This is a genomic window from Catenulispora sp. GP43 (genome assembly GCF_041260665.1).
In the GTDB taxonomy this organism is placed as follows: Bacteria; Actinomycetota; Actinomycetes; order Streptomycetales; family Catenulisporaceae; genus Catenulispora.
The window spans coordinates 199,279-222,643 of sequence record NZ_JBGCCT010000005.1 but is presented as its reverse complement, the minus strand read 5'-3'; the positions used below and the strand labels follow the sequence as shown (position 1 = coordinate 222,643).

Annotated in this window: 24 protein-coding genes, 1 tRNA gene and 1 pseudogene; 11 read left to right on the top strand and 15 right to left on the bottom strand. The window is 66.8% G+C overall.

Going from position 1 to position 23,365, the window contains the following annotated elements; genetic code table 11:
• The first annotated feature begins 387 nt into the window (after positions 1-387).
• Positions 388-1,146: an SDR family oxidoreductase gene (locus ABH926_RS13170; RefSeq protein ID WP_370365762.1), complete on the top strand. Its 759-nt coding sequence runs from the start codon at positions 388-390 to the stop codon at positions 1,144-1,146.
• Positions 1,147-1,178: 32 nt separating this feature from the next.
• Here the strand turns inward: ABH926_RS13170 and ABH926_RS13165 are convergent, their stop codons facing one another.
• The 7 genes from ABH926_RS13165 to ABH926_RS13135 form a co-directional block, all read right to left on the bottom strand.
• A complete protein-coding gene (locus ABH926_RS13165; protein ID WP_370365761.1) occupies positions 1,179-3,524 on the bottom strand; it encodes an FUSC family protein in 2,346 nt (781 codons plus the stop codon).
• 133 nt (positions 3,525-3,657) lie between these two features.
• Complete coding sequence (locus tag ABH926_RS13160; protein ID WP_370365760.1) at positions 3,658-4,275, bottom strand: VOC family protein; 618 nt, start codon at positions 4,273-4,275, stop codon at positions 3,658-3,660.
• A 149-nt stretch (positions 4,276-4,424) separates the two neighbouring features.
• Complete coding sequence (locus tag ABH926_RS13155) at positions 4,425-4,592, bottom strand: hypothetical protein (RefSeq protein WP_370365758.1); 168 nt, start codon at positions 4,590-4,592, stop codon at positions 4,425-4,427.
• A 421-nt stretch (positions 4,593-5,013) separates the two neighbouring features.
• Complete coding sequence (locus ABH926_RS13150) at positions 5,014-5,805, bottom strand: alpha/beta fold hydrolase (protein ID WP_370365757.1); 792 nt, start codon at positions 5,803-5,805, stop codon at positions 5,014-5,016.
• Positions 5,806-6,338: 533 nt separating this feature from the next.
• On the bottom strand, positions 6,339-7,115 hold the full coding sequence (locus ABH926_RS13145) for a hypothetical protein (RefSeq protein WP_370365756.1): 777 nt from the start codon (positions 7,113-7,115) through the stop codon (positions 6,339-6,341).
• Positions 7,078-7,638, bottom strand: a complete 561-nt coding sequence (locus ABH926_RS13140) for a SigE family RNA polymerase sigma factor (protein WP_370365755.1) — start codon at positions 7,636-7,638, stop codon at positions 7,078-7,080. The genes ABH926_RS13145 and ABH926_RS13140 overlap by 38 nt, the downstream gene beginning before the upstream one ends.
• A gap of 235 nt (positions 7,639-7,873) precedes the next feature.
• The gene (locus ABH926_RS13135; protein WP_370365754.1) at positions 7,874-9,316 is read right to left on the bottom strand and encodes a hypothetical protein; all 1,443 of its coding nucleotides are present in this window, start codon (positions 9,314-9,316) and stop codon (positions 7,874-7,876) included.
• 654 nt (positions 9,317-9,970) lie between these two features.
• Here ABH926_RS13135 and ABH926_RS13130 point away from each other — a divergent pair.
• Together ABH926_RS13130 and ABH926_RS13125 are read left to right on the top strand one after the other, a co-directional pair.
• A complete protein-coding gene (locus ABH926_RS13130; protein ID WP_370365956.1) occupies positions 9,971-11,158 on the top strand; it encodes a non-reducing end alpha-L-arabinofuranosidase family hydrolase in 1,188 nt (395 codons plus the stop codon).
• 26 nt (positions 11,159-11,184) lie between these two features.
• Entirely contained in the window at positions 11,185-12,264 is a 1,080-nt protein-coding gene (locus ABH926_RS13125) for a glycoside hydrolase family 11 protein (RefSeq protein ID WP_370365753.1), read from the top strand.
• Between the two features lie 21 nt (positions 12,265-12,285).
• Here the strand turns inward: ABH926_RS13125 and ABH926_RS13120 are convergent, their stop codons facing one another.
• On the bottom strand, positions 12,286-12,582 hold the full coding sequence (locus ABH926_RS13120; RefSeq protein ID WP_370365752.1) for a circularly permuted type 2 ATP-grasp protein: 297 nt from the start codon (positions 12,580-12,582) through the stop codon (positions 12,286-12,288).
• Here ABH926_RS13120 and ABH926_RS13115 point away from each other — a divergent pair.
• The 3 genes and pseudogenes from ABH926_RS13115 to ABH926_RS13105 form a co-directional block, all read left to right on the top strand.
• Positions 12,524-12,859 carry a hypothetical protein gene (locus ABH926_RS13115; protein WP_370365967.1) on the top strand — a complete coding sequence of 112 codons (336 nt, stop codon included), beginning with the start codon at positions 12,524-12,526 and terminating at the stop codon, positions 12,857-12,859. The two genes, ABH926_RS13120 and ABH926_RS13115, sit on opposite strands and share 59 nt — an antisense overlap.
• 248 nt (positions 12,860-13,107) lie before the next feature.
• Positions 13,108-14,988, top strand: a complete 1,881-nt coding sequence (locus ABH926_RS13110; RefSeq protein ID WP_370365751.1) for a cellulose-binding protein — start codon at positions 13,108-13,110, stop codon at positions 14,986-14,988.
• A gap of 109 nt (positions 14,989-15,097) precedes the next feature.
• Positions 15,098-15,187 (top strand): annotated as a pseudogene (locus ABH926_RS13105) (alpha/beta hydrolase fold domain-containing protein); the annotation flags it as partial.
• A gap of 215 nt (positions 15,188-15,402) precedes the next feature.
• Here the strand turns inward: ABH926_RS13105 and ABH926_RS13100 are convergent.
• Positions 15,403-15,591 (bottom strand): hypothetical protein, encoded by a 189-nt coding sequence (locus tag ABH926_RS13100; RefSeq protein ID WP_370365750.1) that lies wholly within the window; start codon positions 15,589-15,591, stop codon positions 15,403-15,405.
• Positions 15,592-15,668: 77 nt separating this feature from the next.
• Between ABH926_RS13100 and ABH926_RS13095 the strand changes: the two genes are divergently transcribed.
• From ABH926_RS13095 to ABH926_RS13080, 4 genes are all read left to right on the top strand, one after another.
• Entirely contained in the window at positions 15,669-15,875 is a 207-nt protein-coding gene (locus tag ABH926_RS13095; RefSeq protein WP_370365749.1) for a hypothetical protein, read from the top strand.
• Positions 15,876-16,578: 703 nt separating this feature from the next.
• Entirely contained in the window at positions 16,579-17,418 is an 840-nt protein-coding gene (locus ABH926_RS13090) for a phosphoribosyltransferase (RefSeq protein ID WP_370365748.1), read from the top strand.
• Position 17,419: 1 nt separating this feature from the next.
• Positions 17,420-18,283: a DNA-processing protein DprA gene (locus ABH926_RS13085; RefSeq protein WP_370365747.1), complete on the top strand. Its 864-nt coding sequence runs from the start codon at positions 17,420-17,422 to the stop codon at positions 18,281-18,283.
• 292 nt (positions 18,284-18,575) lie between these two features.
• Entirely contained in the window at positions 18,576-19,409 is an 834-nt protein-coding gene (locus tag ABH926_RS13080) for a hypothetical protein (protein ID WP_370365746.1), read from the top strand.
• Between the two features lie 35 nt (positions 19,410-19,444).
• Here the strand turns inward: ABH926_RS13080 and ABH926_RS13075 are convergent, their stop codons facing one another.
• From ABH926_RS13075 to ABH926_RS13060, 4 genes are all read right to left on the bottom strand, one after another.
• The gene (locus ABH926_RS13075) at positions 19,445-20,125 is read right to left on the bottom strand and encodes a GntR family transcriptional regulator (protein ID WP_370365745.1); all 681 of its coding nucleotides are present in this window, start codon (positions 20,123-20,125) and stop codon (positions 19,445-19,447) included.
• 147 nt (positions 20,126-20,272) lie between these two features.
• Positions 20,273-20,461 carry a hypothetical protein gene (locus tag ABH926_RS13070; protein WP_370365744.1) on the bottom strand — a complete coding sequence of 63 codons (189 nt, stop codon included), beginning with the start codon at positions 20,459-20,461 and terminating at the stop codon, positions 20,273-20,275.
• Positions 20,462-20,856: 395 nt separating this feature from the next.
• Positions 20,857-20,928, bottom strand: a tRNA-Arg gene (locus tag ABH926_RS13065).
• Between the two features lie 76 nt (positions 20,929-21,004).
• Positions 21,005-21,508 carry a PaaI family thioesterase gene (locus ABH926_RS13060; RefSeq protein ID WP_370365743.1) on the bottom strand — a complete coding sequence of 168 codons (504 nt, stop codon included), beginning with the start codon at positions 21,506-21,508 and terminating at the stop codon, positions 21,005-21,007.
• A 241-nt stretch (positions 21,509-21,749) separates the two neighbouring features.
• On the opposite strand from ABH926_RS13060, the gene ABH926_RS13055 reads away from it, so the two are divergent.
• Positions 21,750-22,184, top strand: coding sequence for a hypothetical protein (locus ABH926_RS13055; protein WP_370365742.1), 435 nt, complete (start codon positions 21,750-21,752; stop codon positions 22,182-22,184).
• Between the two features lie 283 nt (positions 22,185-22,467).
• Here ABH926_RS13055 and ABH926_RS13050 read toward each other — a convergent pair whose 3' ends face one another.
• On the bottom strand, positions 22,468-22,821 hold the full coding sequence (locus ABH926_RS13050) for a chorismate mutase (RefSeq protein WP_370365741.1): 354 nt from the start codon (positions 22,819-22,821) through the stop codon (positions 22,468-22,470).
• Between the two features lie 239 nt (positions 22,822-23,060).
• Positions 23,061-23,357 (bottom strand): WXG100 family type VII secretion target, encoded by a 297-nt coding sequence (locus ABH926_RS13045; protein ID WP_370365740.1) that lies wholly within the window; start codon positions 23,355-23,357, stop codon positions 23,061-23,063.
• Positions 23,358-23,365 lie beyond the last annotated feature (8 nt).

The window sequence follows — 23,365 nt, the reverse complement described above, 5'->3', positions numbered from 1 at the left end:
CGCTTTCTGCGACTGTCGGCAGTACCGGATTCCCGAAGGATCCGGAAATGAGCGGACCGGACCTGCATCACGAGCGAGCGAACACACCTTGGCGGATGCTCCAGACGCGACCGTGCAAGGTTGTAACCAACAGTACAACGCTGACGAAAAACCCGCCCGGTGACCACAAGGCCGTGTGTGATCACGTCTGAAATATGTTTTGGGATGAGAAACAGCCCGGGCCCTGGATGGCGTATGCGCACGAGCGGTGGTTCGCTACTCGTTCGATCGTGAAGGGAGTTGTGCCGCTGCCCGTCGAGTGACTCCGGTTCGCTGATGTCCCCGCCGTTCAGGCCTCCGCCTGACGCGGGTCGCGCAACCGCGACGGCCGCCTCGCGAGGAGGACGAATGAACACCCCGAACACCTCGACCGCGGCTCGGCGTGAACCCGAACTACTCGGGCAGACCGTCGTCCTGATAGGCGGAAGCGCGGGCATCGGCCTGGAAACGGCCCGACGCGCCCGAGCCGAGGGTGCCGACGTCGTCATCACCGGCCGCAACCCCGAACGGCTGGAGCGAGCTGCGCGAGACCTCGGCGTGCAACGCACCGCGGCCTTCGACGCCACCGACGCCGCAGCTCTGCGGAGTTTCTTCCGGGACCTGCCCGATCCCGTCGACCACGTGTTGGTCACGGCCGGCGGCCCGAGTTACACCCCGCTGCTGGAGATGGACGCGGACCAAGTGCGCGAAGCCCTCAGCGACCATGTCGTGCTCGGGCTCGAGATCGCGCGCAACGCGGCCGGCAAGATGAGACCCGGAGGCACGCTGCTGCTGATGGGCGGAACTGGAGGGCGGCGCGTCCGTCGCGGCCTCGGGATCGTGCCCGCCGCCACCGCCGCGCTTCCGCCGTTCGTCGCGGCGCTGGCGCTCGAGCTCGCGCCCGTTCGCGTCAACCTCATCGCGGCGGGTTTCGTCGACACCCCACTCTCGGCGTCACTGCTCAAGGACAAGCTCGACGAACGTCGAGAAGAACTACGGGAGAACCTCCCGATCGGCCGGGTCGTCGGCCCTGCCGATGTCGCCGCACTCGCCGTGCACATCATGGCCAACACCGCACTCACCGGGGCGACTTATGACATCGACGGCGGACAGCAGTTCGCCTTCTGACACCGGGCCGCGAGTACCCGTTCCGACGTTGATCACGCGGACGCCGGTTCTACGGATGTGCGCAGCAAGCGTGGTCCACCGCGGCGTGCCCGACCAGTGGCATGGACCTTCCCAACCGGTCCGGCCACGCCGACCTCCAAGCAGCGGGCCGTCTCGACGTGCTGCGCGGTCCAGATCATGCGTACCGCCGCTGCCGCGCCGCGTTCGTTGTCACCGTCGAGATCCCGGCCGAGCGCGGCGACCAGCCGCGTGCGCGAGGCATCGTCCCGACCGGCGGGCCGCGGCGGCTCGCCCGCTCCGAGCAGCGCGTCGGCCGCCTCGGCGAACCACGCGGTCATGCGGTCCGCCGTGCTTCGTACCTCCTGCCTGGCCTGCGCCCGGTCGCCGTCCGCCCTGGGCCCGACGTCGTTCCACAGATCCAGCACCGCATCCGCGGTCAGCCGCAGTTCCGCGACCACGTTGAGCAGGGTCGTGAGGTCAGCGAGCGGAAGATGCTTGGCGCCCCGCTCCGCGAGGTAGTTGCGGAACGCGTCGTCCAGGCGCCTGGACGACGCCGCCGCGCGACGCGCCTCACCTGCCGGCAGCGACAACGGAACCGGGACGCGGTCGCAGCGGCTCACTCCGTAGTCCACGGCTTTGCCGAGGTAGCGAGCGCTGTCGAACAGTGCCTCCGACAAGGACCGGGACAAAGCGCTGGCGGCACCGCGCGGCCAGAACAGCAACCCCACCAACAAGGCGACGGCGCAGCCGATGACCACATCTTCGACGCGTACGATCCCGATCTGCCACCCCGCCGGTTCAATGATGTTGTACAGGATCAGCACCGTCGCGGTGAACCCGGCCTGACCAGCGGCGAAGGAGATCACGGAAGGAGCGATTCCGGCGAAGAAGACGGCGATCGGCAGCAGCAGCCACAGCACCGACATCTGCGAGCCCAGGAAATACACCACCGCTCCGCCGACGACGATGCCGACAGCCGTGCCCGCGACGGCGCGCAGCGCGTTCTGCCCGGTGGTCAACGCGTTCGACCGCAGCACGGCCAGTGCACCGAGCACCACCCAGAAGGCATGTTGCACGTCGGAGACCTCAACGACCAGCACGGCAACGGCGAGCGCCGCTGCGCCGCGCAAGCTGTTGCGCAGCCACACAGAGTGGACCTCGACGTGCGCCGCTGCACGCTCCCGCGCGGAGGCGAGCGGCGAGCCCACCGCGTCCGGATTCCTCCGCCCGGTCAACCGCTGCCAGTTGGTACGGGTGAGATCAGCCACTGCTGACTCGGCTGTCGTCGCGATCGCGGTGACGGCGGAGGTCAGTTCTTGTGCCCGAAAGCTCGGCAGCAGATCGTCGACGAAGCCGGCGGCCGCCTGAGCGGGGCCCGCACCGGCCTGGGCGGCGAGTACCGCGGCAGAGTGTCGGACTGGCAGCCCTTCGGTGGTCAACTTCTCCATGTCCGCGCGTGCGCTGCGCAACCGGTCCAGACCCGTACCCAGCCGGGGTGCCGCGGCGGAGCCGGTCTGCAGGACATCGGCCACGCAATCGAGTACTTCCGCCGCCGCGAGCTTCACGCGGGTGACCACTTCATCAGCCGGCCCCTGCCCCGCCTCGAAGGGCATCCGCTCCAGTATCGACTCCAGCCGGATGATCTGGTCGACAAGACGCACCAGGATACGTGCCGACGCGGTCAGGCCGGTGGGACGGTATGGCGTGCGGAAGAAAGCGCTCCGCAGTGCGGCGACGGCTTTGTCCGCCTCGTCGGCGACGGAGCGCTCGGCTTGAAGGGCGCGCGGGTCGAAACCGCTTCGTACGCAACCAGTCTCGGCCCTCAACCGCTGCGCAGTCAGACGGCAGGCCTTAGCAGCCGGCGACCGTAGCGGCTCGCGGGTCGGGGCGGGCCACAGCAGGACGATCGCGACCAGTGACGCGGCCCCGGCCAGAAGCCACCCGAGCACCCGGTCGGATACCGTGCTCGGCGATCCAGGCAGCGTGACCGCCAGGACGAAACTGAGCAGCAGTGCGTTCGTCGCGGACGCCAGCGCCGAACTGACAGCCCCGGCGAAGAACACCGCGAACCCGATCACGAAGGTCACCGGCACGGCGAGCCAGATGTGCCGCGACGCCAGTGTGCCCACCACCACGAGAAGCGCCCCCACGGCCACCAGCCCGGTCTGCGAGGCCAGACGCTCGCGCATCGTGCCGGTGAAGTCGACGAACGACAAGGTGGCGAACGACCCGAACGCTGCGAAGGTCGCGAGAACCGGATTGCCGATCACCCTGTCGGCCACCGCGAACACGGCTGGCATGACCACCGCGGCCCTTGCGGCCCGCCTCAACGCGATGAAGCCGGGATCACGCTGTTTCAGCCAGACTCGCAGGTTCATCGCAGCCGTGGTCCGAGCGAACCGCCGCCCGCCGCGATCACACCGTCGGTGCCGTTCATTCACCACCTCCAGATTCCTGCGCCCCGACGATCGCTCCGGCAAGCGCGGCGCCGCGCTGCGGGTTCAACGGCACCTACGTCGGCAACTCGGTCCCAGCCTGTTCGCCGACCAAGTAGCGGGCGTACCAGTCCGGCCAGTCCGGGTCCTCCGTGCCAGTTCGCTTCTCGTGTTCGCCATGCGCGGCCGCCGCGCGGCGCAGCGCACCGGCGAGGTCCGAGGCCGAGGAGAAGGCCGTGACCGACGGATCGAGCCGTCCCGGCAGCCGGGTGGTGATCTCCTGGAGCACCCAACCGTTCCCGTCCGGGTCGCTGAATGAAAGGAACGAACCGTAGCTGCCACGCTGCGGGTCCGGACCCGGCACCCGAGCGTCTGTCCCGCCGTGGTGGAATACGCCGCCGGCATCATGGAACACCTCGCTCGGCTCAGCGCCGGCGCTCTTGAGCTCGTCGTGCGCGGCCTGGATGTCGTCGACGATCAGGTGCAGTCCCTGCGCCGTGCCCGGAGCCTGCGCGGTGACGCTCGTGCCGAAGATGACCGAGGCCGGAGAACCAGGCGGGGTCACCTGTACCACGCGGAAATCCTCGCCCGTGGGGACATCCGCATCCAGCCGCCAGCCCAGACCCGTGTAGAAGTCTTTAGCCCGCTCCACGTCCGCGACCGGTATCACCACCACTTCCAGCTTCATGTCCATGACCGGCGCTCCTCCCGCGCTTGAAAAGCGAATACCTTCACCCTCGTACGATCGCCCGCCGACCGCACGCCGGAGGGGACACCGAACCGGCCAAGCGGCGCCGCGGTGCAACGGGACGTAGAGTGCTAACGGATCTGTTTCGGGTGGCGTCAGACCCGAACGCCATGCGCGCGCCGACCGGCCAGGTCGGGAAGCCACACATGCAGCGAGAGGTTGTACGGCCCGGACGTGGCAAAGGCGCCGTGAACGGCTGGCTGTTCGGCCAGTAGACAACCGGCCCCGTCCAGGCCGTCCGGGCTGACTCGGAGCTTGAGCATGGCGTCGATCCTCCGTCAGCTCCCAGCCACTCCGGCGGTCCATCTCAGTGGAGACGGCCGTCGTTCTGCCCTGCGCGTCACCTCCGACGAACGGGATGTCGCCGCGGGCCGCGGGCGACGGCGCCGAGTTTTGTCGTGCCACACACGGATGTGCAGCATCTGCGCGCCCGACAGCCCGCCCTCCCGGGAACGGGCGATCAGCGAGATCACGACGCGTGAGATTCCCTCAGTCGTCATCGCCTGCCAGCGGCGCCTCCAACGGCACCTTCAGCGATGCAGTCGGTCACGCCCAGTTCGCCGCCGCAGCCGAGTTCACGCTGCTCACCCGCTGGATGGCCTACGACACCGGCAAATCCGACACCGCAGGGAACTGCTTCGCCCACGCCTGCTACACAAGCGAGTCTCACATCAGTCCAATTGCTCACCGGACCAGGTGCCGCTCCAGCTCGGCGGGAAACGCGTCCGGGTTCTCGAGATGACATGCGTGATCGCCGGGCAGTTCGAGGACTCGGGTGTCGGGCAACCGCTCATCGAGGACGGCGACGACCCGCTTGAGCCAGTCGGCGGTCAGGTTCCCGTGGACCAGCAGGACCGGGCACGAGACGCCCGCCAGGTCATCGACACTCCGCTCCGGGCGGTCGGCCTGTTCCGAGCCCCAGGACAAGGCCATCCGGTGCGGAACCCAGCTCGCCCAGTGGGCATTGTCCCGGGCCTTGTCTGCTGAGGAGGCGAGTCCGGCGAGCTGACAGAATTCGGCCAAGTCGTCTTCACTCACGTCTTGGCCGGCCAGCCCGTGAAAGAAACGGTTGAGATGAGCAACCTCTGGATCGGGCTCACCAAGCCCGTCGAGGATCCAGTAGGCCGCAGGTTCCACGAGCGTCAGCGTCCTCACCCGCTCTGGATACGCCAACGCGAACTCGATGAGTGCGCGCCCGCCACCGGACCATCCCACGAAGTCGGCTGTTCCAATCCCGAGGTCATCCAAGGTCATGAGCAGCGAGTCGCGCTCGATAGCCGCGGTGTACCCAGCCTCGCCACGCTCACCGGACGAACCGAGCTCGTTGTGGATCGGCTGGACGCGAACGGTCTGCCACCTCGACGCCAGCGAGTCGGCGTAGGACGCCCATGACACCCATCCTGTGAGGCCGCCCGGCAGCAGGACCAGCGGGGACCCCTCACCCTTCACCTCGTTGGTCAGAACCCTCGGCTCCATGGCCCACCTCTGACAAGTCGACAGCGGGATCCACATCAACGTACCCGTGGCCCAGAATCTCCGCACGCGATCACCAACGTTGGCGTGAAGGCAGCCTGTGTCTCGTCCGCGGCCGGCTGACGAGGCAATCCGCATCGGCGAGGGGAAAGAAGAGACCCGGCTTAGTTGAAGATTCAACTGGGACGGTCTGCAACGTGCCCCCGAAGGGGAACGCGGCAGACCAGCCCGCAGGCGACCTGCGGAAACAGGGTGGACATGTTCGCCTGGTCGGCCTCTATTACACCGGCTGAATGCGGGGGCGCAGCAACGACTGCCAGGAACACACCCATGCGTACAGGATGCTGCGGTACGCACGAACTGGGCAGAGCCCTCTAGCGCTGACGGTGTGATTCGGGGTCTGGCACGCTTCCGGCGGGTGGATCACTTCCGGGGTGTGCGGCGCCAGGGCGTGCTTCCTACGCTCGCCGGAGCGCTCGTCCCGGCAGGGCCGTGACGCCGACCCCGGCCACCGGTGCGCGACTTCCCAGGAGCGCTCACCCTCCGGACGCGAAGCCGCCCCGTACCGTGGCGGTCCGGCCGGCGGCTGTGGCCTCGACGAGAAAGGTGTCATTGCTCGCGTCGCGCTTGCCGGTGGCGTGGTTGAACTGGGCGGCGAAAAGCTGGCGTGCCGCCGGGATCGTCCGGCCGGGCTTCAGGGTCCAGCGGTAGACCAGATATCCGTCGGCCTGCGTCACGCTGACCGTGAAGTCGTCGGGCGGTGCTGTCTGCCAGCTTCCCGTGCTCTGCACTCCGGTGGACTGCGCGACCCGCAATTCCACGGTCAGCGCGTTCAGCGGCTGCGTCACATCGACGGTGAGATCGTTCTGCTCCCAGTAGACGGTGCTGTGCGCGTTGACGTCGCCGTGTGCCGCGATCGGCCCGTCAGCGGTCGTTGTGGGCGAGTGCCGTGGTGTGGACGGAGACGGGCTTTCGCGGGTCTGCACTGCCGGTTTGGTGGTCGGTGCGTGGGACTCCCGTGTGGCGCCGGATGCCTGGCTGGTCGGCATGACGTCCAAGGGGGCGGGGTGCTGGGGCGCCAGCTGCTTGACCCCGGCGGCGACCGCCAGTCCGCCCAGGCCCAGCACGCCGACACCCAGGAGCCCGGCGAGCGAGACCTTGAGCCAGGACGCCTGTCGCCGCCTGCGGTACGCCCGGGCCCGTTCGGCATCGGTGGAACGGGTCATTCCCTGTTCGATCCGGGCCAGCATCACGGCCCGATCGGGCTGGTGGGCCTCAGCGGCCTGGCGCAGAAGCTCGCGGGCGTCGTCCACTGAATCCCTCCTCCACCAGATCTCCGGACGCTTGTCCACCGAGCAGCCGTCGGAGCTCGGCCATGCCCTTGGACGTCTGACTCTTCACAGTACCGACCGATATGCCCAGCGCCTGCGCCGCCTCCTTCTCCGACAGATCGAAAGCATGCCGCAGAACGACACAGGAACGCTTGCGGAAGGGCAGCCGCGCCAGCGCCGCCCGCACATCCAGCCCCGCGGCCAGGTCCGGCTCGTCGATTCGCTCACTTCGGCCGGCCCACAGCACCCTGATGCGGCTCCGCTCACGCATCGCCCGGCGCGTGCGGTTACGCGCCATGTTCGCCACCACCCCGCGCGCGTACGCGACGGGATGATCCGCTCCGCGCAGCCGATCCCATCGATGCCACAGCGCGAGCATCGCATCGGCGGCCAGATCGTCCGCGACGTCCGCCTCGCCGGTCAGGAGAAAAGCCAGGCGGCTCAGCTCCGCATAGTGGCGTTCGAAGAAGTCGTGGAATTCCGCCGAGGCATCGTCGAAGACCATCTTCGCGAGGGAAGCCTCTCATATTGATGAACGTTCAACCGCTTTCGTGGACGAGCGGCTTAGCAGGCTGTGGCACGGCGGATCGGCGACGACCGATGGAGTTCATCGGGCGGTAACCGACACATGGCAGGCGACCCACGTATCGCATGGCAGGCATCGGGTAACGCAGTGCCCGTTGCCGGCCGTGGCACCGTCCCCGTATGCCGGTTACGACTGGCTACGACACCGTCCGGCGCTACCGGAGGGCGACGCCACCTGAGCCGTGATAGGCGATCGTCTTGCCGATCAGGTTCCCGCCGTCGGTCTCGACCGTCGTCTGTTCCTGTTGCCCCGCACCGAACAACAAACCGGCGACATGCGCGTTCGCCACCTCGTTCATGTGCGTGAAGAACCAGTCCACCTTGTCATCCTGATAGTGGTTCAGGGTGTTGTTCTGTGCCATGTTGCCCACGGGGATCTGCCACAGCACCACAGGCTTGCCCAGCGCTTCGGCCATCGTCTTGTAGAAGCCGAGGGCGGCGCGGGCCTTCTGGTCGGTCCAGAAGGTGTCGCGCCCCCCGTGCGCCGGCTCGGCATACCAGCCCGCGTCCCGGTCAGAGACGTCGGTGACCAGGAAGTCGGCGTTCTGCGCGCCGAGGGCCTGGTAGTCCCTGATGCATCCGGCAGTTTCAGTCTGCCAGTCCCAGCAGGTGAGGTGCAGACCCACGGCGGCGTTCGGCGCGTATTCGCGGGCCATGGCGACCAGGCAGCGGGCCAGGCCGGCGGCGCTGTTCTCCTGCGACCCGCAATCGGTCGGGTCCGCGGCCGAGACCTGCGCGGGCACCTGGTGCGGATCGCCGAGCGAGCGGACGTAGCCCCAGAAGTCAGGTTCGAGGTCGATCATGTCGTTCCTGCCGCCGATCTTCTGAAGGAAGAACCGGTAGTCGTTCAGGTAGCGGGTGAGCAGGTCGACCCTGTTGATGGCCACGACCTCCCCAGGACCGTCCCCCTGGCCGGCCAGGTCTCCGAGGTCGCGCAACGAGTACCAGGTCCAGAGCATCTTCTGCGGACGTGGGCTGCCCTTGTACGTCGCCTGAGCCGCACGGGATTCCGTCAACGTCAGCTGAAAGCCGGGTGCCGTGGTATCCCCGGTCCAGCAGCCCCACCAATTCGACCAGGAAGCCTGGCACAACGACGCCGTATAGGCGGCCGGCGAAGGCGCCGGCTGGCTGTGTATATAGGCGTATCGCACATCGAACGGCGCGGCGTTCGCCGAGGCGTCGGACATCGAGCCGCCGATGAGCACCGTACTGCTGCCCATGAAGCGTCCGGTAAGGCCGCCACCGGTCGCGGACGGCGGCGCGGGCGAGCCCGTGTTGCTACTGGGCACCCGACCGGGCGGAACACCGCCGCCCTTCGCGGTGGTCGTGCCGCCCGGTGCGTGGCTGGTGGGACCGGGCGTGGCGCTGCCGTGCGCAGTGGGTGTGGCGGCAGAACTACTCGACGCTCCCGGCAGGGACGTGCCGCCGTCGCTTGTCGGGGCCGTCCCGGCCGTGGTGCTGGACGTTGCCGCCACCGCCTGCCCGTGAGGCGTGGCGGTACCGACCATCCCGGCGACGACGCCGACCACCGCGACCACGGCGACGACCGACCAGACACCTCGATGCGCGAACAACGAACGACTGCGACGCCTGCTCACTTCTCATCACCCCGTGCCGGCCGGACGGGACGACAACCGGCGACGACCACGGGCGCGGCCACCGGCACGGCGGCCATCAGCGCGGCGCGCCACCGGTGAGGCGGGTGGGCGAGGGACATGTCTGTGCTCTCTTTCGACCGTTGCACCAGACCCGGCCGTCTGGCCGGACAACACTGAGTGGTCCGGGAAGCCGAAAAGGTTGCCGTCCCGCGAAGATTCACAGATCCATCCGCCTACCTGCGGCGCGTCTTCCTCACAACCGACTCGCGCACCATGGCTGGCGGCGTTCGCCAGCGGCACACGCAACGCTCGCGTATTGCTCGTGGTCCCGGCGCGCACGGCGCCTTGGAGAACTTCAAGGCGCGATGTTCTCGGGCGGCAACCTTTTCGGCTTCCCGGACCACTTGGTGTGGTCCGGCCAAGGTGGTCCGGGCCGACGCGGCGACTGAAAGAGAGCGCAGACATGTCCTTCCCTCGGCGATCCACGCCACGGCCGCTTGGCACACCGGCTGCGGCAACGCCTGCAGTAGTCGCCGGTCGCCCTGCTCGGCCGTCGCGGGGAGACGAAAAGTGCTGATTCCGGGCCTTCGCCGATTGTTCGCGCGCCGGGGTGTTTTGGCTGCCGCCGTCATAGCCGCGGTCGTGACCGTCAGCATGGCCGTCCTGGTCACTGCACCCCCGGGGTCGTCCCGTGCCGCCAGTGGCGCGACGCCGATCGGGACCAGCGGCTCTTCCGCGCCGGGACCGTCGGCCTCGCCCGGCAGGCCCATCGCGATCGCGGCAGGCAGCAGCGCGGCCACAAGCCACAGTCCGAGCGGCACGCGCCCCTCGTCGTCTGCGGCGTCGTCGTCTCCCCCGGCCGGCGGCGGCAGCTCGACGCCACGCTCCACGCCGACCGCGATCCCGACCACGTCCGGGAACAGCGTCAGCTGCTCGCTTCCGTCGACGTACCACTGGTCGTCGACGGGTGCGTTGGCCACGCCGCAGAACGGGTGGCTCTCGCTCAAGGACTTCACCAACGTGGTCTACAACGGCAAGCACCTCGTCTATGCCTCGGACGTCTCGGGGGCCTCTTACGGCTCGATGGCCTTCGCTCCCTTCACAAACTGGTCCGACATGGCCTCGGCCAGCCAGACCGGGATGGGCCAGGCCGCGGTGGCACCCACGCTGTTCTACTTCGCGCCGAAGAACATCTGGGTGCTGGCCTACCAGTGGGGCCAATGGCCCTTCGTCTACCGGACGTCGAACAACCCCACCGACCCCAACGGGTGGTCCTCGGCGCAGCCGCTGTTCACCGGCAGCATCCCCGGCTCCGGCACCGGCACCGGCCCGATCGACCAGACCCTGATCGGCGACGGCACGAACATGTACCTGTTCTTCGCCGGCGACAACGGAGACATCTACCGGGCCAGCATGCCGATCGGGAACTTCCCGGGCAGCTTCGGCTCCTCGTACACGACCGTCATGACCGACTCCACGCCCAACCTCTTCGAGGCGGTCCAGGTTTACAAGGTCCAAGGCCAGAACCAGTACCTCATGCTCGTCGAGGCGGAGGGGGCGCAAGGACGCTACTTCCGTTCATTCACCGCCTCCAGCCTGAGCGGTTCGTGGACCCCGCAGGCCGCCGCAGAGAGCAACCCCTTTGCGGGCAAAGCCAACAGCGGAGCCACGTGGACCAACGACATCAGCCACGGTGACCTGGTCCGCGACAACCCGGACCAGACCATGACCGTCGACCCCTGCCACCTGCAGTTCCTCTACCAGGGCAAGTCCCCCGGCGCCGCCGGCCCCTACGACCAGCTGCCCTGGCGGCCCGGCCTGCTGACCCTGAAGCACCAATGACCCGCGCAATGGCGACAGGAGAGGCCATGAACGACGCACCCGCCCATCCGGGCCGCCGCAGAAGCGGCCGCATCGGGCCGCTTCTGCGGCGTGCATGCGCCGCAGCTGTGATGATCGGGTCCCTGTTCGGCATCGCTCATGCGGACACGACCATCACCACCAGCCAGGAAGGCACCAGCAACGGCTACTTCTACTCGTTCTGGACCGACGGCGGCGGGTCGGTGACCATGACCCTCGCAGCGGGCGGCGCATACCGCACCACGTGGAGCAATGCCGGGAACTTCGTCGCGGGCACCGGCTGGAACACCGGCGGCCGCAAAAGCATGACCTACTCGGGCAGTTTCAACCCGTCCGGCAACGCCTACCTGTCCCTCTACGGCTGGACCACCAACCCGCTGGTCGAGTACTACATCGTCGACAACTACGGCAGCTACCGGCCCACCGGGACGTACAAGGGCTCCGTCACCAGCGACGGCAGCACCTACGACATCTACGAGACGACACGGACCAACGCACCGTCGATCCAGGGCACCGCGACGTTCAACCAATACTGGGCCGTCCGGCAATCCCGGCGAACCGGCGGCACCATCACCACCGGCAATTTCTTCGACGCCTGGGCCAGCCACGGAATGAACCTCGGCAACTTCAACTACATGATCCTGGCCACCGAGGGATACCAAAGCAGCGGCAACTCCGACATAGCCCTCAGCGGCTCCACCGTCCCGCCGACGCCCGTCGGGACGACGGCGGCCCCGCCTACCGCCGGGACGCCGTCGAGCGCCGGGTCGCCGATCCGGTCACTTTCAAGTGCCGCTTCGCCCGCCCGGACGCCATCGAGCGTTCCGTCTCCCTCCCGAGCGCCGACGACCATCGGGCCGACCCAGCCAAGCACCCCCTCAGCCGTCCCGACCGGCGGCGTGAGCACCGATTCGCCGGACACTCCGACGACCGCGACGGCCACCGCCCTGGCGCAGATCGGCATCGCCGAATCGCGCGCCGCGCGCTCGCCGTCCCTGTGGTGGGCACTGTTGCTGCTTCCTCTAACGCCCGCCGCAGTGTGGCTCGGCAGGCACCGTCGACGACGGGCGCGGCCCAGTCCGCGATGACGGACAGCTGCCCGTACCGCGCTATGCCAGCCGGTTGAAGCGCACCGTCACCTTCAGATCCCGCCCGGGCGCGCCGTGATAGATCCCTTTGTGCGGAAGGACATCCCCGTAGTCCCGACCATGCCCGACCACGATGTGGCGCGCGCCGGGCACGTCGCGGTTGCCGTCCACGTCACGGACCAGGTCGATGCCCGCGACATGCACACGCACGCCGTTGGCCGGATCGATGCCGTGCGCGGCGCGGTAGAATCCGCTGCCGGTGAGCATGACGGAGCGTGGGACGAGCCTGTCGGCCAGGATCGACTGCCGCCCATACACGTCGGCCAGGAACGCCTCCAGCGCGCGCCCGCTGCCGTACGCCGCGGTCGATCTCGTCCCATTCCGCCGCGGCGATCACCCGTGGCACCAGGTCGAGCGGGAAGGGTCGTTCCTCGCCCCCGAAGGCGAACGTCACACCGCCGTCGGTGAACGCCCGCGCCACTTGCTCGGCTCTGAAGCGCACCTCGTCGGGATCGAGATGTTCCAACGCCGCGAACACCCGCTCATAGGCGCGCCGGGTGTGCCCGGCGCCTCGAACATCTCGTCCCAGGCATGAGAGAGCGTATACGCATCGAAAGCGTCCGCCATGGCGAGAAGGTAGTGCCCCCGTGCTTCCAACACGTGTATGCGCTGCGACAAAGGATCAGCTCACGTGATCGGGCGAAGGGGAGCGGCCAGCGGGTGGAAGGGGAGTCGCCAGCCGGTGGTCTGTCGAAGATTTCTTGACCGGAGCGGCAACCTTTCCGCATCGGCCAGACCACTGAGGGAGCGCACAGTCCGCGTACTGCTGAAGGGATGCTCTCCGTGTCACCCACCGACCCGATCACCGTCCGACCACCGGCCCGGCGCAGCCGCATGCGCCGCCGCGCGATATCCGGAGCGGCCGCGGCCCTCGTCGTGGCAGGCGCCGCCGGCGTGGTGACCACTTCGGCGCAGGCGGCGCCTGCCGTCGCAGTGTCCGTGGACGCCGGCACCTCCCTGGGTACGGTGCCCGATACCGGGATCGGCCTCAACACCGCCGTCTACGACCAGCACATGACCGACCCGGCCGCGGCGTCGCTGATGAAGGCGGCCGGGATCCGGCAGTTGCGCTACCCCGGCGGCTCCGTCGGCGACGCGTACCACTGGAAGACCGGCACGCTCACAGCGGGGGCCGGCAGCTGGGTCGCCCCCAACACCGACTTCGACCACTTCATGGCCATGGCGAAGACGGTCGGTGCCCAGCCGATCCTGATCGCGAACTACGGCTCGGGCTCTCCCCAGGAAGCCGCAGACTGGGTCAAGTACGCCAACGTCGACAAGGGCTACGGCGTGAAGTACTGGGAGATCGGCAACGAGATCCCGGGCAACGGGCACTACGGCAGCGCCTGGGAGATGGATCAGCACGCCGACAAGAGCCCGACTGCCTATGCCAACAACCTGGTCGCCTACGCCAAGGCGATGAAGGCCGTGGACCCCACGGTGAAGATCGGCGCGGTGCTCACCACCCCCGGAGGCTGGCCGGACGGCCTCACCGGACCTGGCGACCAGGCCGACTGGAACCACACGGTGCTGTCCATCGCGGCCAACTCGATCGACTTCGTCATCGTCCACTGGTACCCCGGCGCCGGCGCCGGGGTCGGCAGCGGCGCCGGCAGCGGCGGCACCGCCGCCAACCTGCTGAACACACCCGGCAGCCAGGTCGCGTCCATGACCGCCACGGTGCGCTCGCTGATCGCCGCCTACGCCGGATCGCGCGCCTCGTCCGTACAACTCGCCATCACCGAGACCAGCGCCGGCGGCTCGGTGGCCCAGACCAGCCAAGCCGCCGCGCTGTTCGCGCCGGACGCGTACATGACCTGGTTCGAGCACGGCGCTGTCAATGTCGACTGGTGGGATCTGCACAACGGTCCCGGAAACATCAGCACCGTCGACGGCCAGACCGACTACCAGGACGGCGGTGTCCTCTCCAGCGGCGGTTGCAACAACGGCGCATGCGAGCCGGCGCTGGAGACACCGTTCCCGACGTACTGGGGCATCCGCTCACTGACCGCGCTGGCCGCACCCGGCGACACCATGGTGAAGGCGTCCTCGGGCAGCACGTCGCTGGCCGTGCACGCGGTGCGCACCAGCAACGGCGGGCTGAACGTCATGCTGATCAACAAGGATCCGGCGAACCCGGTGACGGTGTCGCTGTCCTACACCGGATTCACGCCCGCGCCGGGGACGGTCAGCACCGTCTCGTATCTCAAGGGCGGCACCGGGCTGACAACCGCATCAGCAGGCACCGCGGCCGCGCAGACGCTGCCGCCGTACTCGATCACGACCCTTCAATTGAAGTCCACTGGGCCGGTCACCGCTCCGACGACTACCGCTACCGGGACGTCCCCCGCCCAGCCCCTGACGCCTTCTTCTGCGGGCACGGGGCCAGCCGGGCACCGGCCGTCCCAGTCACCACACGGCTCAACAACCTCCGCCGCTCCCGGCTCGAACTCCAGCGGCGGCGTGGCACGCGCACCGGCTTCCAGCGGATCGAGCAGCGCGGCCGCCGATGACGCGCAGGCTCGCAGCAGCAGCGGTTTGCTGGCCTTCACCGGGGCCGGCAGCGGCGTCACCTACGGCATGATCGGAAGCCTCGTCGCCATCGCCGCCGGCAGTGTCCTGGTGACGCGCCGACGCCGCGCGAAGTCCGCGCACCGGCGGTGACGAACCCGGACGGCTGACCACGAGCCCGTGGTCTGAGTCCTCTCCCCGACCGGAGCCGGCGGCTCCGGTCGGGGAGAGGACGTCAAACCCCTGCAGACGTGGACGACTTCGCGCCGCCGGGCTGCGGGCAACCTTCGTGGACTACCGGCTGGCTCCCGAACACCCCTCTCCCGCGGCCGTCGACGACGGGCTCGCAGCCCTGTGCCCTGCCCGCCGCGACGACGGGAGCGGCTGCCCTGTGGATGCCGCGCTGACGCCGGGGCTCAGATGCTCCTCAGGTCCGCCTGCAACGTGGCAATACGCCATCTGCTGCACCCCGCCCTATACGCAGTGCATCCACTGGTCGTCGTAGCCGAGGATCGGGATGGCCTGTCGGCCCTCGACGCTCTGGTTCTGCCAGTCGGAGACGAGCGTTTACGCCTGGCCGGCCTGGAACTGCTCCATGGCGTTCGTCGGCACCTGGATGCCCACGTAGACGCCACCGAAGTAGGCGATCGCCTGCCGCAGCGAGTCGAGCGAGTGCACATTGACCGGCGCGCACCAGGCGATCTTGTTGCCCCACAGGCCCGAGCTCATCCACTTCTTCAGGACCTGCGACTCCACCAGGCCGGTCCGGAAGCCTTTACACAACGCCGGAATCAGGTATCGCCGTGGCGACAGGCGCGAAAATCGCTTCAACCATGCTCGCCACCTCCAGCAGTACCGGCACTCCTCCGAAGTCCATCCGCATCTCCAGCACCAACCGCAGCACCACCTCGATCGCAGCTCCCGGCAAGGCCCCCCGGTCGGCACGCCACACCGTCATCACCGGCTACGGCCTGAATGTGGACATCCCGCTGGAACCCATGTTGGCCTCGCCGAAGCAGGCTGCGCTATCTCACGGATGACAACCCCCTGACCGCCGGTATCGGTGCCGAGACAAAGCCTTCCTCGGCCGAACGCGTCCAAGACCGCCGCCAACGCCCTCAGCGGCCCGAGCTTCAGCGCACACATGGAGCTAGCAGCTCAAGGCGGTTGACTCCAGATGGCCCGCACCTGATCAGCCCTGGCGAAAAGCTGTCGCGCAGTGCCCCACGACTAGAGCGACCCAGCGCTACTAGCGCTCGCCAGCAGACAACGTGCCTGCGATCTGCGAGCTTCGTAAGTAGCCCGCGGTCAAACCTCCGGGCGCGATTATTCGGATCTTCCGATCACCATATGTGCCCCCGGTAGGATTCGAACCTACGCACCCGCCTCCGGAGCAGAGGGCTGATCTACTCGAACGCCCTGCTCACAGGCTGTTGCCGATCTGGGCAGTATTTCTCAGACACGTGTCAGACAGGCGATCAACGCAACCCAGCAAGCCCGTCGCTTCCGACCGGCAGCCTCTGCACCTCGGACGTGCGGCGGTCACGGACACCCACAACTGGCCTCAGCTCTCTACGGCCGTCGGCCCCGTCGCCCCAATCGCACCGCAGCATCGCCACTGCCCCAAACGGAGGTATGACCCCCAAGTGGCTTCCCCGTGTCAGCGCTGAGGGGCAGACTCTAGGGCGAGCGAGACGGAGACAGGTCGAACGCACCCAGGCTGCCAGGAAGTGAGTTTAGATTATGGGGCGAACGGTTATTCCAGCGTACTTTCCCGACAGTCGCGCAAACAAGCTCCTCGACTATCAAGTATGGGAAGTAACCGGAAATGCCACCCCGGACAACTGGCTGTACCTCAAAGGCTCCAATGAAGTCGCACGTCAGTTTGAGGTCCTTAATGGGAATAGCTGCTATTCAATTAAGGACCGGCAAATGCGAAGCGGGAACTGGTCTCATGGCTACCACTTCCCCCAAGGGATGAACTTTAAGAATAATCGAATGGCGAACCTTCTAAAGGAGGTGCTGACGATGACGCTGGTCCGCAATGCGAGCATAGATTGCGCGATCGCATTTGACTGGTATAAAATACCTCCAGAAGCTGGCACGCAGTCAGAAAAATGGGATAACACCGAGACTGGCGAGTTGGTCCACCGGGGCAAATACTACAAAGGCGTCAGCAGGGCCAAGGAGATGGCGAGGGCGGCGCTCTCGGAAAAATATCTTCTGTTTGTGCAGCGACACCCACTCTACGCTCAATGCGAAACAATCATTACTGTGCCGGGACACAATGCCGACGGCGCTAGTTTTGGCGAAACCATGGCCCAAGAGGTTGCGGACCTGGCAGACAAAGAGCTTGTTCTAACGAAAAGCCTACACGGACCGAGACCGCAGGCTAAGTCAGGGTCAGAGTCACCGTCAGCCGAGCAATTCCATATCCCCATATCGCTAGCAGGAGACGTCATCATTCTCGATGACGTCTATAAGAGTGGAGGAACAATGAACGCAGTAGCCGAAGCGGCGAAGAGAGCGGGCGCGAGTCGCGTCTTTGGCGTCGCCGCCGTACGAACCATGAAGAGAAACTGAAATGCAAACAGAGCTACAGCGTTCTATTTACCTTTCCCTGGTCGCATTCCACGCAGCACGTACCCCCACGCGAATTGACGAACTTCTTCGCACTCAGGGCAGAGCTGGCCTAGAAGCTCTCACTGAGGAGGTAGATGCTAGCGATGCTGCGGCGCTTCACACTGCGGCGAACAAGCTTGCCGAAAGCAGAATCTATCCAGTGATGCGGGGTGACGCAAATTATCCCGATAGGCTGATCTATAGAGACCGCACCAGTTCTCCAATTCTGTACTGCATGGGGAACCTAAACCTACTGAACCATGACGGCGTAGGAATGTGCGGGTCCCGGTCTGCCACAGAGCTTGGACTACGGGCTGCCGCAGAATGCGGCGAAGAGGCCAGTCTAAAGAACCTGACAGTCATCTCCGGGTACGCGAAGGGCGTCGATACGGCAACTCATCTTGCGGCATTGAACTCAGGCGGAAGTACCGTCATTGTCCTCGCGGAAGGCTTTGATCACTTCCGCATCAAAAGCTCGTTCAAGGGCCAATTCGACCTAAGCCGCATCCTAGTTATTTCGCAGTTCCCGCCCTCGCAGCCATGGTTAGCCCATGCCGCTATGACCAGGAACAAAATTATTTTTGGCCTGGGGAGAGCGCTGGTCGTGGTCGAGGCCGGAGAACGTGGCGGCACGCTGGCGGCCGGCGAAGGAGCGTTGCGTATGGGCCGTCAAGTGTTCGTGCTTAATTTTGGCCCAGACACTCCACCCGGCAATGTCACCCTTCTAAAGAAGGGAGGCGTTGCAGTACGTTCACGCGAGGAGCTAGGTCGAATGCTAGAATCTTCGCCCGCCGAGTCGGACTGGTATACCGAAGCGCTCTTTTAGGGCAGCATGCAAAAGCCGGTACGGTCGTTTGAGTTTACTCGCCGCTCTGGATACGTCCAGACAACGGACGTTCGCCAGATCGCGCGCGGCCTTGGGCTCGGTTATGCGTCCACGGCCGCCTGCCGTAGGTCACGTCCGCTGTCACTCACTTCGACGCGCGGCTGAGATATCGTCCAGCCATGGGGACCAAGCGTCTCGTGTTGGGGCTTGACCCACCCGTGAGGGCCCCGGACGAACAGGCACGGCCGTGATAACCACCCCATCAGACCTCGGATGGGGCACAATGTCTGACATGGCAGGGCTAGCCTTGACGACGGAGCGTCGCGACCAACTGGCAAAGCTACTGAACGATGAACGGCTGCTAGAAGCCAAGTACCCGAAGGTGGCGGACTACCTTGACACGGCAATGCGCCTGTCAGGAAGCGGTGACGATCAAGCAGATGCGGCATTTGATCTGCGTTTCGTTCACTTCATGACGGGCGGACAGTCAGTCAGCGCTAACCCGTACTGGGACATCGTCGCACCGTCAGTGCACGAGCGGGATGGTCGCCGCGTAGTAGATGGCGGTAACGCCGATGGAAGCCCGCGCCTGCTGTTTGCACAGATGGCGCTTCAAGCGGCGTACGCTTACGCCATCCCATCGCCAGAAACCCTCAAGTGGGTATCGGGCTTCTGCGATGGACGCCCAATCAGCGAGCTGGGGGCAGGACGGGCCTACTGGGCCGGGCAGCTATCACGGGCTGGGCAAACCATCAGTGCGTACGAGCTAGAGCCACCACACGAAGCCGAAAACGTCTCGTTCCCTCACGCCGAGGGGCAGGCAGACGTGTGGCACCGCGTGTCTGGCCTCGATGGCTTCAGCTTCGACGGCCACGCGGACGACGTATTGTTTCTCTGCTGGCCGCCCGGTTGGGGAAACTCGATGGCGTCAACCGCGCTCGCAGATTTCGAATCGAGCGGGGGAAGTCGGCTCATTTACATCGGAGAGCCAAAGGGCGGCAAGACCGGCGACGACGCATTCTTCGATGCACTGTCGGACCGGTGGCGGCTGGACTCCGTCGATCCCCAATTTGTCTCATGGTGGAACTTGGCGGACACAGCGCAAGGCTGGGTCCGCCAACGATAAGGAGCGCTTGCCCCGTGGCCATGCAGCCACCAGTACTACTCCGAAGTTTCGGGCCTGAGACTCATCCGGAACAGAAACGAGTCGTAACGTCCCTGCGGGTACGAGATGTCAGACCTCATGATGAGACGCCCATCCGGTGCGAGGAACCGCTGATGAACCGTCTTGATCAGGTCGCCGGGAGAGGTACGCAGCCACTCACCGTGTGAGGGCGTAGGCAACCGGTCCGCGATACTTTCCTCCAGCTCAGTGGCCATGGCAATGCCATCGATGTCGATGGGCTGATAGGTGTCTGAGATCGAGACGGGTTGCCCGTCCTCGGTCACGCTTGTAACGACACGCGTGACCATGTCGCCGGCGGTGAGGCCAAACGCTTCCACCAGCTCATCCGTCGCGGGGATCTGTTCGACCTCGCGATTGATCTGAACATCCCGGTCAGATTCATGGCTGAACGTTGCCTCAGCGGATTCCGTCTGCCGTTCGGGCGAGACCCGGACAAGGTTCGGGCGATCGGTCACGAAGTTGCCGCGCCGGCGGACCGATCGAACGAGGCCCTGGCTCTGCAACAGGTCGATGGCCTTCCGCGCCACGATGTCGGAGACCCCGTGTCGCTCAGCGATCTCAGCGAGACTCGGGAGCTGCATGCCGGGGGGCATTTCGCCGGTGCGAATGGCCCGCGCGTAGGTGCCTGCGATGTTGACGTAGGCCGGTTGAGTCATGACTCGGTCCCTTCAGATGCACTGTGACGTGCGGTTTCAAGTCTTCGTATACGTAGAGCTTGTGCGTATACGAAGCTTCGTATACGTTAAGCCTAGCAACTCACGGCGACGAAGCAACACGCCGGAGGAGCACATCGAGAGACCTGTTCAGCCCACAACTGAAGTAGCTGCGACGCCGTCGGGGTGACGCTCCACCAAGAACCACGAAGTCCCCGGGCCGCGAGTCAACGCAGCAGGCAGCACATCGGCGTCGTCGGCGATGCCGTCCGCGCGGTCGGCGTGGTACCTCGCGGCATTGGCGTTGTGCGCCCATTCCTGCTTGCTGGACAGCTCCATGGGCGGTTCCCCTCGCGCTCCTGGTGTTGGTGGGTGACACCCGAAAAGCCCCGGCCGAAAGGCCGGGGCATCAGTGGCGTGCGGGATTGGGTCATGCCCGGATCCGGGTTCAGTCCTCGGCGTCGTGGTCGAGGTCCAGGTAGCGGCCCACCGCCAGCGGCGGCCGACGCACACGCCGGCCGCCGCTTCGGCGTGCCCACAGAAGGGCTCAGCACCCTATGAACCTCCCGGTACCAGACCACCGATACGACTACGACGACGCCCCGGCCGACCACGACCCATCACAGGGGTGGTCGGGTCCAGCGCGTCCAGCTCCCAGGAGGAGGGGCCGTGCACCTTGATGTAGTCGGTGCAGCGCGAATCGGTGAGCTTGGCCGGGTTCGGCGGCGGGTAGGTGCCCCCGGTAGGATTCGAACCTACGCACCCGCCTCCGGAGGGCGGTGCTCTATCCCCTGAGCTACGGGGGCTCGGGACGTAGAAACGATATCAGGTCCGCGGTGGGGGTTGCGCCACTGTTTCGGTGGGTGCGGCGGGGCTGGGGTGTCAGGCGGGGAGTGCGTGGACGGTTGTGGCGTGCGCTGCTGGTGGGGCTGGGGGTGCTTCCGCCGGCTCCGGTGCCGTTTGCTCCGGTCCCGCAGCCGCGGTCACTCCGCCCTTCGGCGCCGGCGTCATCGTGACGTCCGTGAATGCCAGGGTGCGGCCGAGTTTCGTGACGTGGGCCGTGATCAGGACGTCCGCGTCCTTGATGGGTCGCTGGAAGGTGGTGTTCTGCTGGACGGTGGTCATCGGGCAGAAGGCGCCTCGGGCGGCGCTGATGGCGATGACTGTCGCTGTGTCCGCTGCTGCCATCAGGGCTTGGCCGCAGAGGGTGCCGCCTTCGCGGGCCAGGGTGCTGCTCCAGGGGAGGCGGAGGGTTGTGGTGGTGAGGGTTGTTTTCTCGACGGTGAGGTTGAGGGTTTGGATCCAGGGGGCGAAGTTTTCGGCGAGGATTTTTGCTGCTTCGGATTCGGTGAGGGGGGTTGGGGGGTGGGGGCTGCTCACCGTCACACCATAGGGCGGGGTGTGGTGGTGGGGTGGAGTGGTTGGGGTGTTCTGGTGGGGATTTTCTGTGGGGTGGTCGGGGTGGGGTTCTGCTGTCAGATGTCTGAGGGCGAGGTGGTGGAAGGCGTCTTGGCGGCCGGGCTGGTTACGGTAACCTAAGCGCTCACTACTCGGCCGCACGTCGGGCCCCGGGCCGTGCGTCCGGTCCGTTGCGGTCTACCCTCTACCGCGTTCGAGGACATAAACAATGGGACAGACTCTGCAGGAGAGCCTCCTCAATCCGACCAACCGCCCGCAGGTCGTGAAGGACTGCGCGCAGCTGGTGGATGAGCAGGTCAAGGACTCGGGGCTGATGGTGAAGGGCGCCTACAAGGTCGTCACCGCGTTCAAGTCCGACATCATCCCGGATGCTGTGGACACGCTGGTCGATGACTTCGTGGCGCGGCTGGAGCCGTTCCACGAGGACTTCGTTTCCGCCGGTGGCGGTTCGTTCGGCGACTACCTGGCCGGGAGGGGGCCGGAGGTCTCGAACGCGCTGCTGGGGGTGACCGACGACCGGGCCGCTCAGTCCGACCGCGCCACGCTGCGCAAGGCGTACGAGCAGGTGCGTCCGAAGGGCCAGGACAACATCGAGAAGGCGCTGCCGAAGCTGGGCAAGATCGTCGAGAAGTACACCGCCTGATTGTGCGGTGCCGCGGCGGCTGTCCCGGGCGTCCCCGGGGCAGCCGCCGCTTTTCCCTGGTGGCCGGCCCGCTGTCCCCTGCGGTTGGACCACTGGCACCGGCGAGGTGTCCCACATCGCCTTCACCGGCCGGGCGCATGAGCGTGGGGCGCCGACCGGGCTCCGCGATCCGCACCGGTGATTCGAGCGGTTCAACGAGCCGGGGACCCGGCGGTTACGGCCCTGCGCGCGCGAGGTTCGTGGGGGTTTCGGGGAATGCGTCCGGGAGGTGCCCCACAGCGCTTCAGACGCGCCCCCGGCACAGCTCCAGGACCGCCATGGCGACGGTCACGCCGGGACGGCCCAGCGCCTCCCGGTAGCGGGCGATGATTTCCGTCTCGCGCTTGAGGTCGAGGCGGCGGCCGCCCTCGGCGATGCGGGCCGCCTGGATGTCGGCGGCGGTGGTGACGCGCTCGGTGATCAGGGCGAGGATGCGTGCGTCCAGGTCGTCGATCTGGGCGCGGCCGGTGCGCACGCCGGCGGGCGTCGGCTGGCCGGGGGACACAGCCTGGCCGGTGGATACAGACTGGCCGGTGGACACAGCGTCGAGGGACACAGAGTCGGGCGAGGTGGGGTCGGCGGTAGCGCTGGCGGTCATGGGTGGGGCTCCTCGGGCTCGGCCCGGGCTCCGACCGGCCCGGCAGCCCCCGCCAACGGCGAGCGCCCCGAACCGGAAGGGGTCCGAGGCGCTCGTTGGCTTGTTCTGCTCAGCAGCCGACGATGGCTAGGGACCCTGGTCCGTAGCCATAGAAAAATCGGCGGTTCGCGAGCATGCCGCCATGCTGCCACGGCGTCCGCGGCGCGGTCCAGTCGGTCCCGCGATCCGGACGGCGCCGCTCAGCCCCACACGTCGATGTTCGCCCGTTCGGCGTCGCCGTACTGCTGCTGGGCGACCTCCAGCACCTTCCCGATCTGCTGCAGCACCTCGTTCAGGTCCGCCTGCGCCTGGTCCCACTGCCGCTGCCGGTCCTGGTAGTCCGCGGCCGCCTGGCCGCTCCAGGTCTGCGTCAGCGGCTGCAGCAGCGTCCGCAGATCGTGCAGCTTGCTGTTCAGCTCGTTGTGCGCCGCCGCCACGTTCTGTGACGCCGAGGACAGCGTCTCGGCGTGGACGAGCAGTTCGCCTCCGTAGCTCATAGCCGCTC

What these genes read in the sequence shown, in the direction of transcription:
- ABH926_RS13080 (WP_370365746.1), top strand. Translation starts at nt 18,576, where the DNA reads ATGGCAGGGCTAGCCTTGACGACGGAGCGTCGCGACCAACTGGCAAAG.
- ABH926_RS13130 (WP_370365956.1), top strand. Translation starts at nt 9,971, where the DNA reads ATGGCCGTCCTGGTCACTGCACCCCCGGGGTCGTCCCGTGCCGCCAGT.
- ABH926_RS13075 (WP_370365745.1), bottom strand. Translation starts at nt 20,125, where the DNA reads ATGACTCAACCGGCCTACGTCAACATCGCAGGCACCTACGCGCGGGCC.
- ABH926_RS13055 (WP_370365742.1), top strand. Translation starts at nt 21,750, where the DNA reads ATGGGACAGACTCTGCAGGAGAGCCTCCTCAATCCGACCAACCGCCCG.
- ABH926_RS13140 (WP_370365755.1), bottom strand. Translation starts at nt 7,638, where the DNA reads ATGGTCTTCGACGATGCCTCGGCGGAATTCCACGACTTCTTCGAACGC.
- ABH926_RS13150 (WP_370365757.1), bottom strand. Translation starts at nt 5,805, where the DNA reads ATGGAGCCGAGGGTTCTGACCAACGAGGTGAAGGGTGAGGGGTCCCCG.
- ABH926_RS13070 (WP_370365744.1), bottom strand. Translation starts at nt 20,461, where the DNA reads ATGGAGCTGTCCAGCAAGCAGGAATGGGCGCACAACGCCAATGCCGCG.
- ABH926_RS13165 (WP_370365761.1), bottom strand. Translation starts at nt 3,524, where the DNA reads ATGAACCTGCGAGTCTGGCTGAAACAGCGTGATCCCGGCTTCATCGCG.
- ABH926_RS13050 (WP_370365741.1), bottom strand. Translation starts at nt 22,821, where the DNA reads ATGACCGCCAGCGCTACCGCCGACCCCACCTCGCCCGACTCTGTGTCC.
- ABH926_RS13095 (WP_370365749.1), top strand. Translation starts at nt 15,669, where the DNA reads ATGCTCGCCACCTCCAGCAGTACCGGCACTCCTCCGAAGTCCATCCGC.
- ABH926_RS13170 (WP_370365762.1), top strand. Translation starts at nt 388, where the DNA reads ATGAACACCCCGAACACCTCGACCGCGGCTCGGCGTGAACCCGAACTA.
- ABH926_RS13125 (WP_370365753.1), top strand. Translation starts at nt 11,185, where the DNA reads ATGAACGACGCACCCGCCCATCCGGGCCGCCGCAGAAGCGGCCGCATC.
- ABH926_RS13085 (WP_370365747.1), top strand. Translation starts at nt 17,420, where the DNA reads ATGCAAACAGAGCTACAGCGTTCTATTTACCTTTCCCTGGTCGCATTC.
- ABH926_RS13045 (WP_370365740.1), bottom strand. Translation starts at nt 23,357, where the DNA reads ATGAGCTACGGAGGCGAACTGCTCGTCCACGCCGAGACGCTGTCCTCG.
- ABH926_RS13160 (WP_370365760.1), bottom strand. Translation starts at nt 4,275, where the DNA reads ATGGACATGAAGCTGGAAGTGGTGGTGATACCGGTCGCGGACGTGGAG.
- ABH926_RS13090 (WP_370365748.1), top strand. Translation starts at nt 16,579, where the DNA reads ATGGGGCGAACGGTTATTCCAGCGTACTTTCCCGACAGTCGCGCAAAC.
- ABH926_RS13155 (WP_370365758.1), bottom strand. Translation starts at nt 4,592, where the DNA reads ATGCTCAAGCTCCGAGTCAGCCCGGACGGCCTGGACGGGGCCGGTTGT.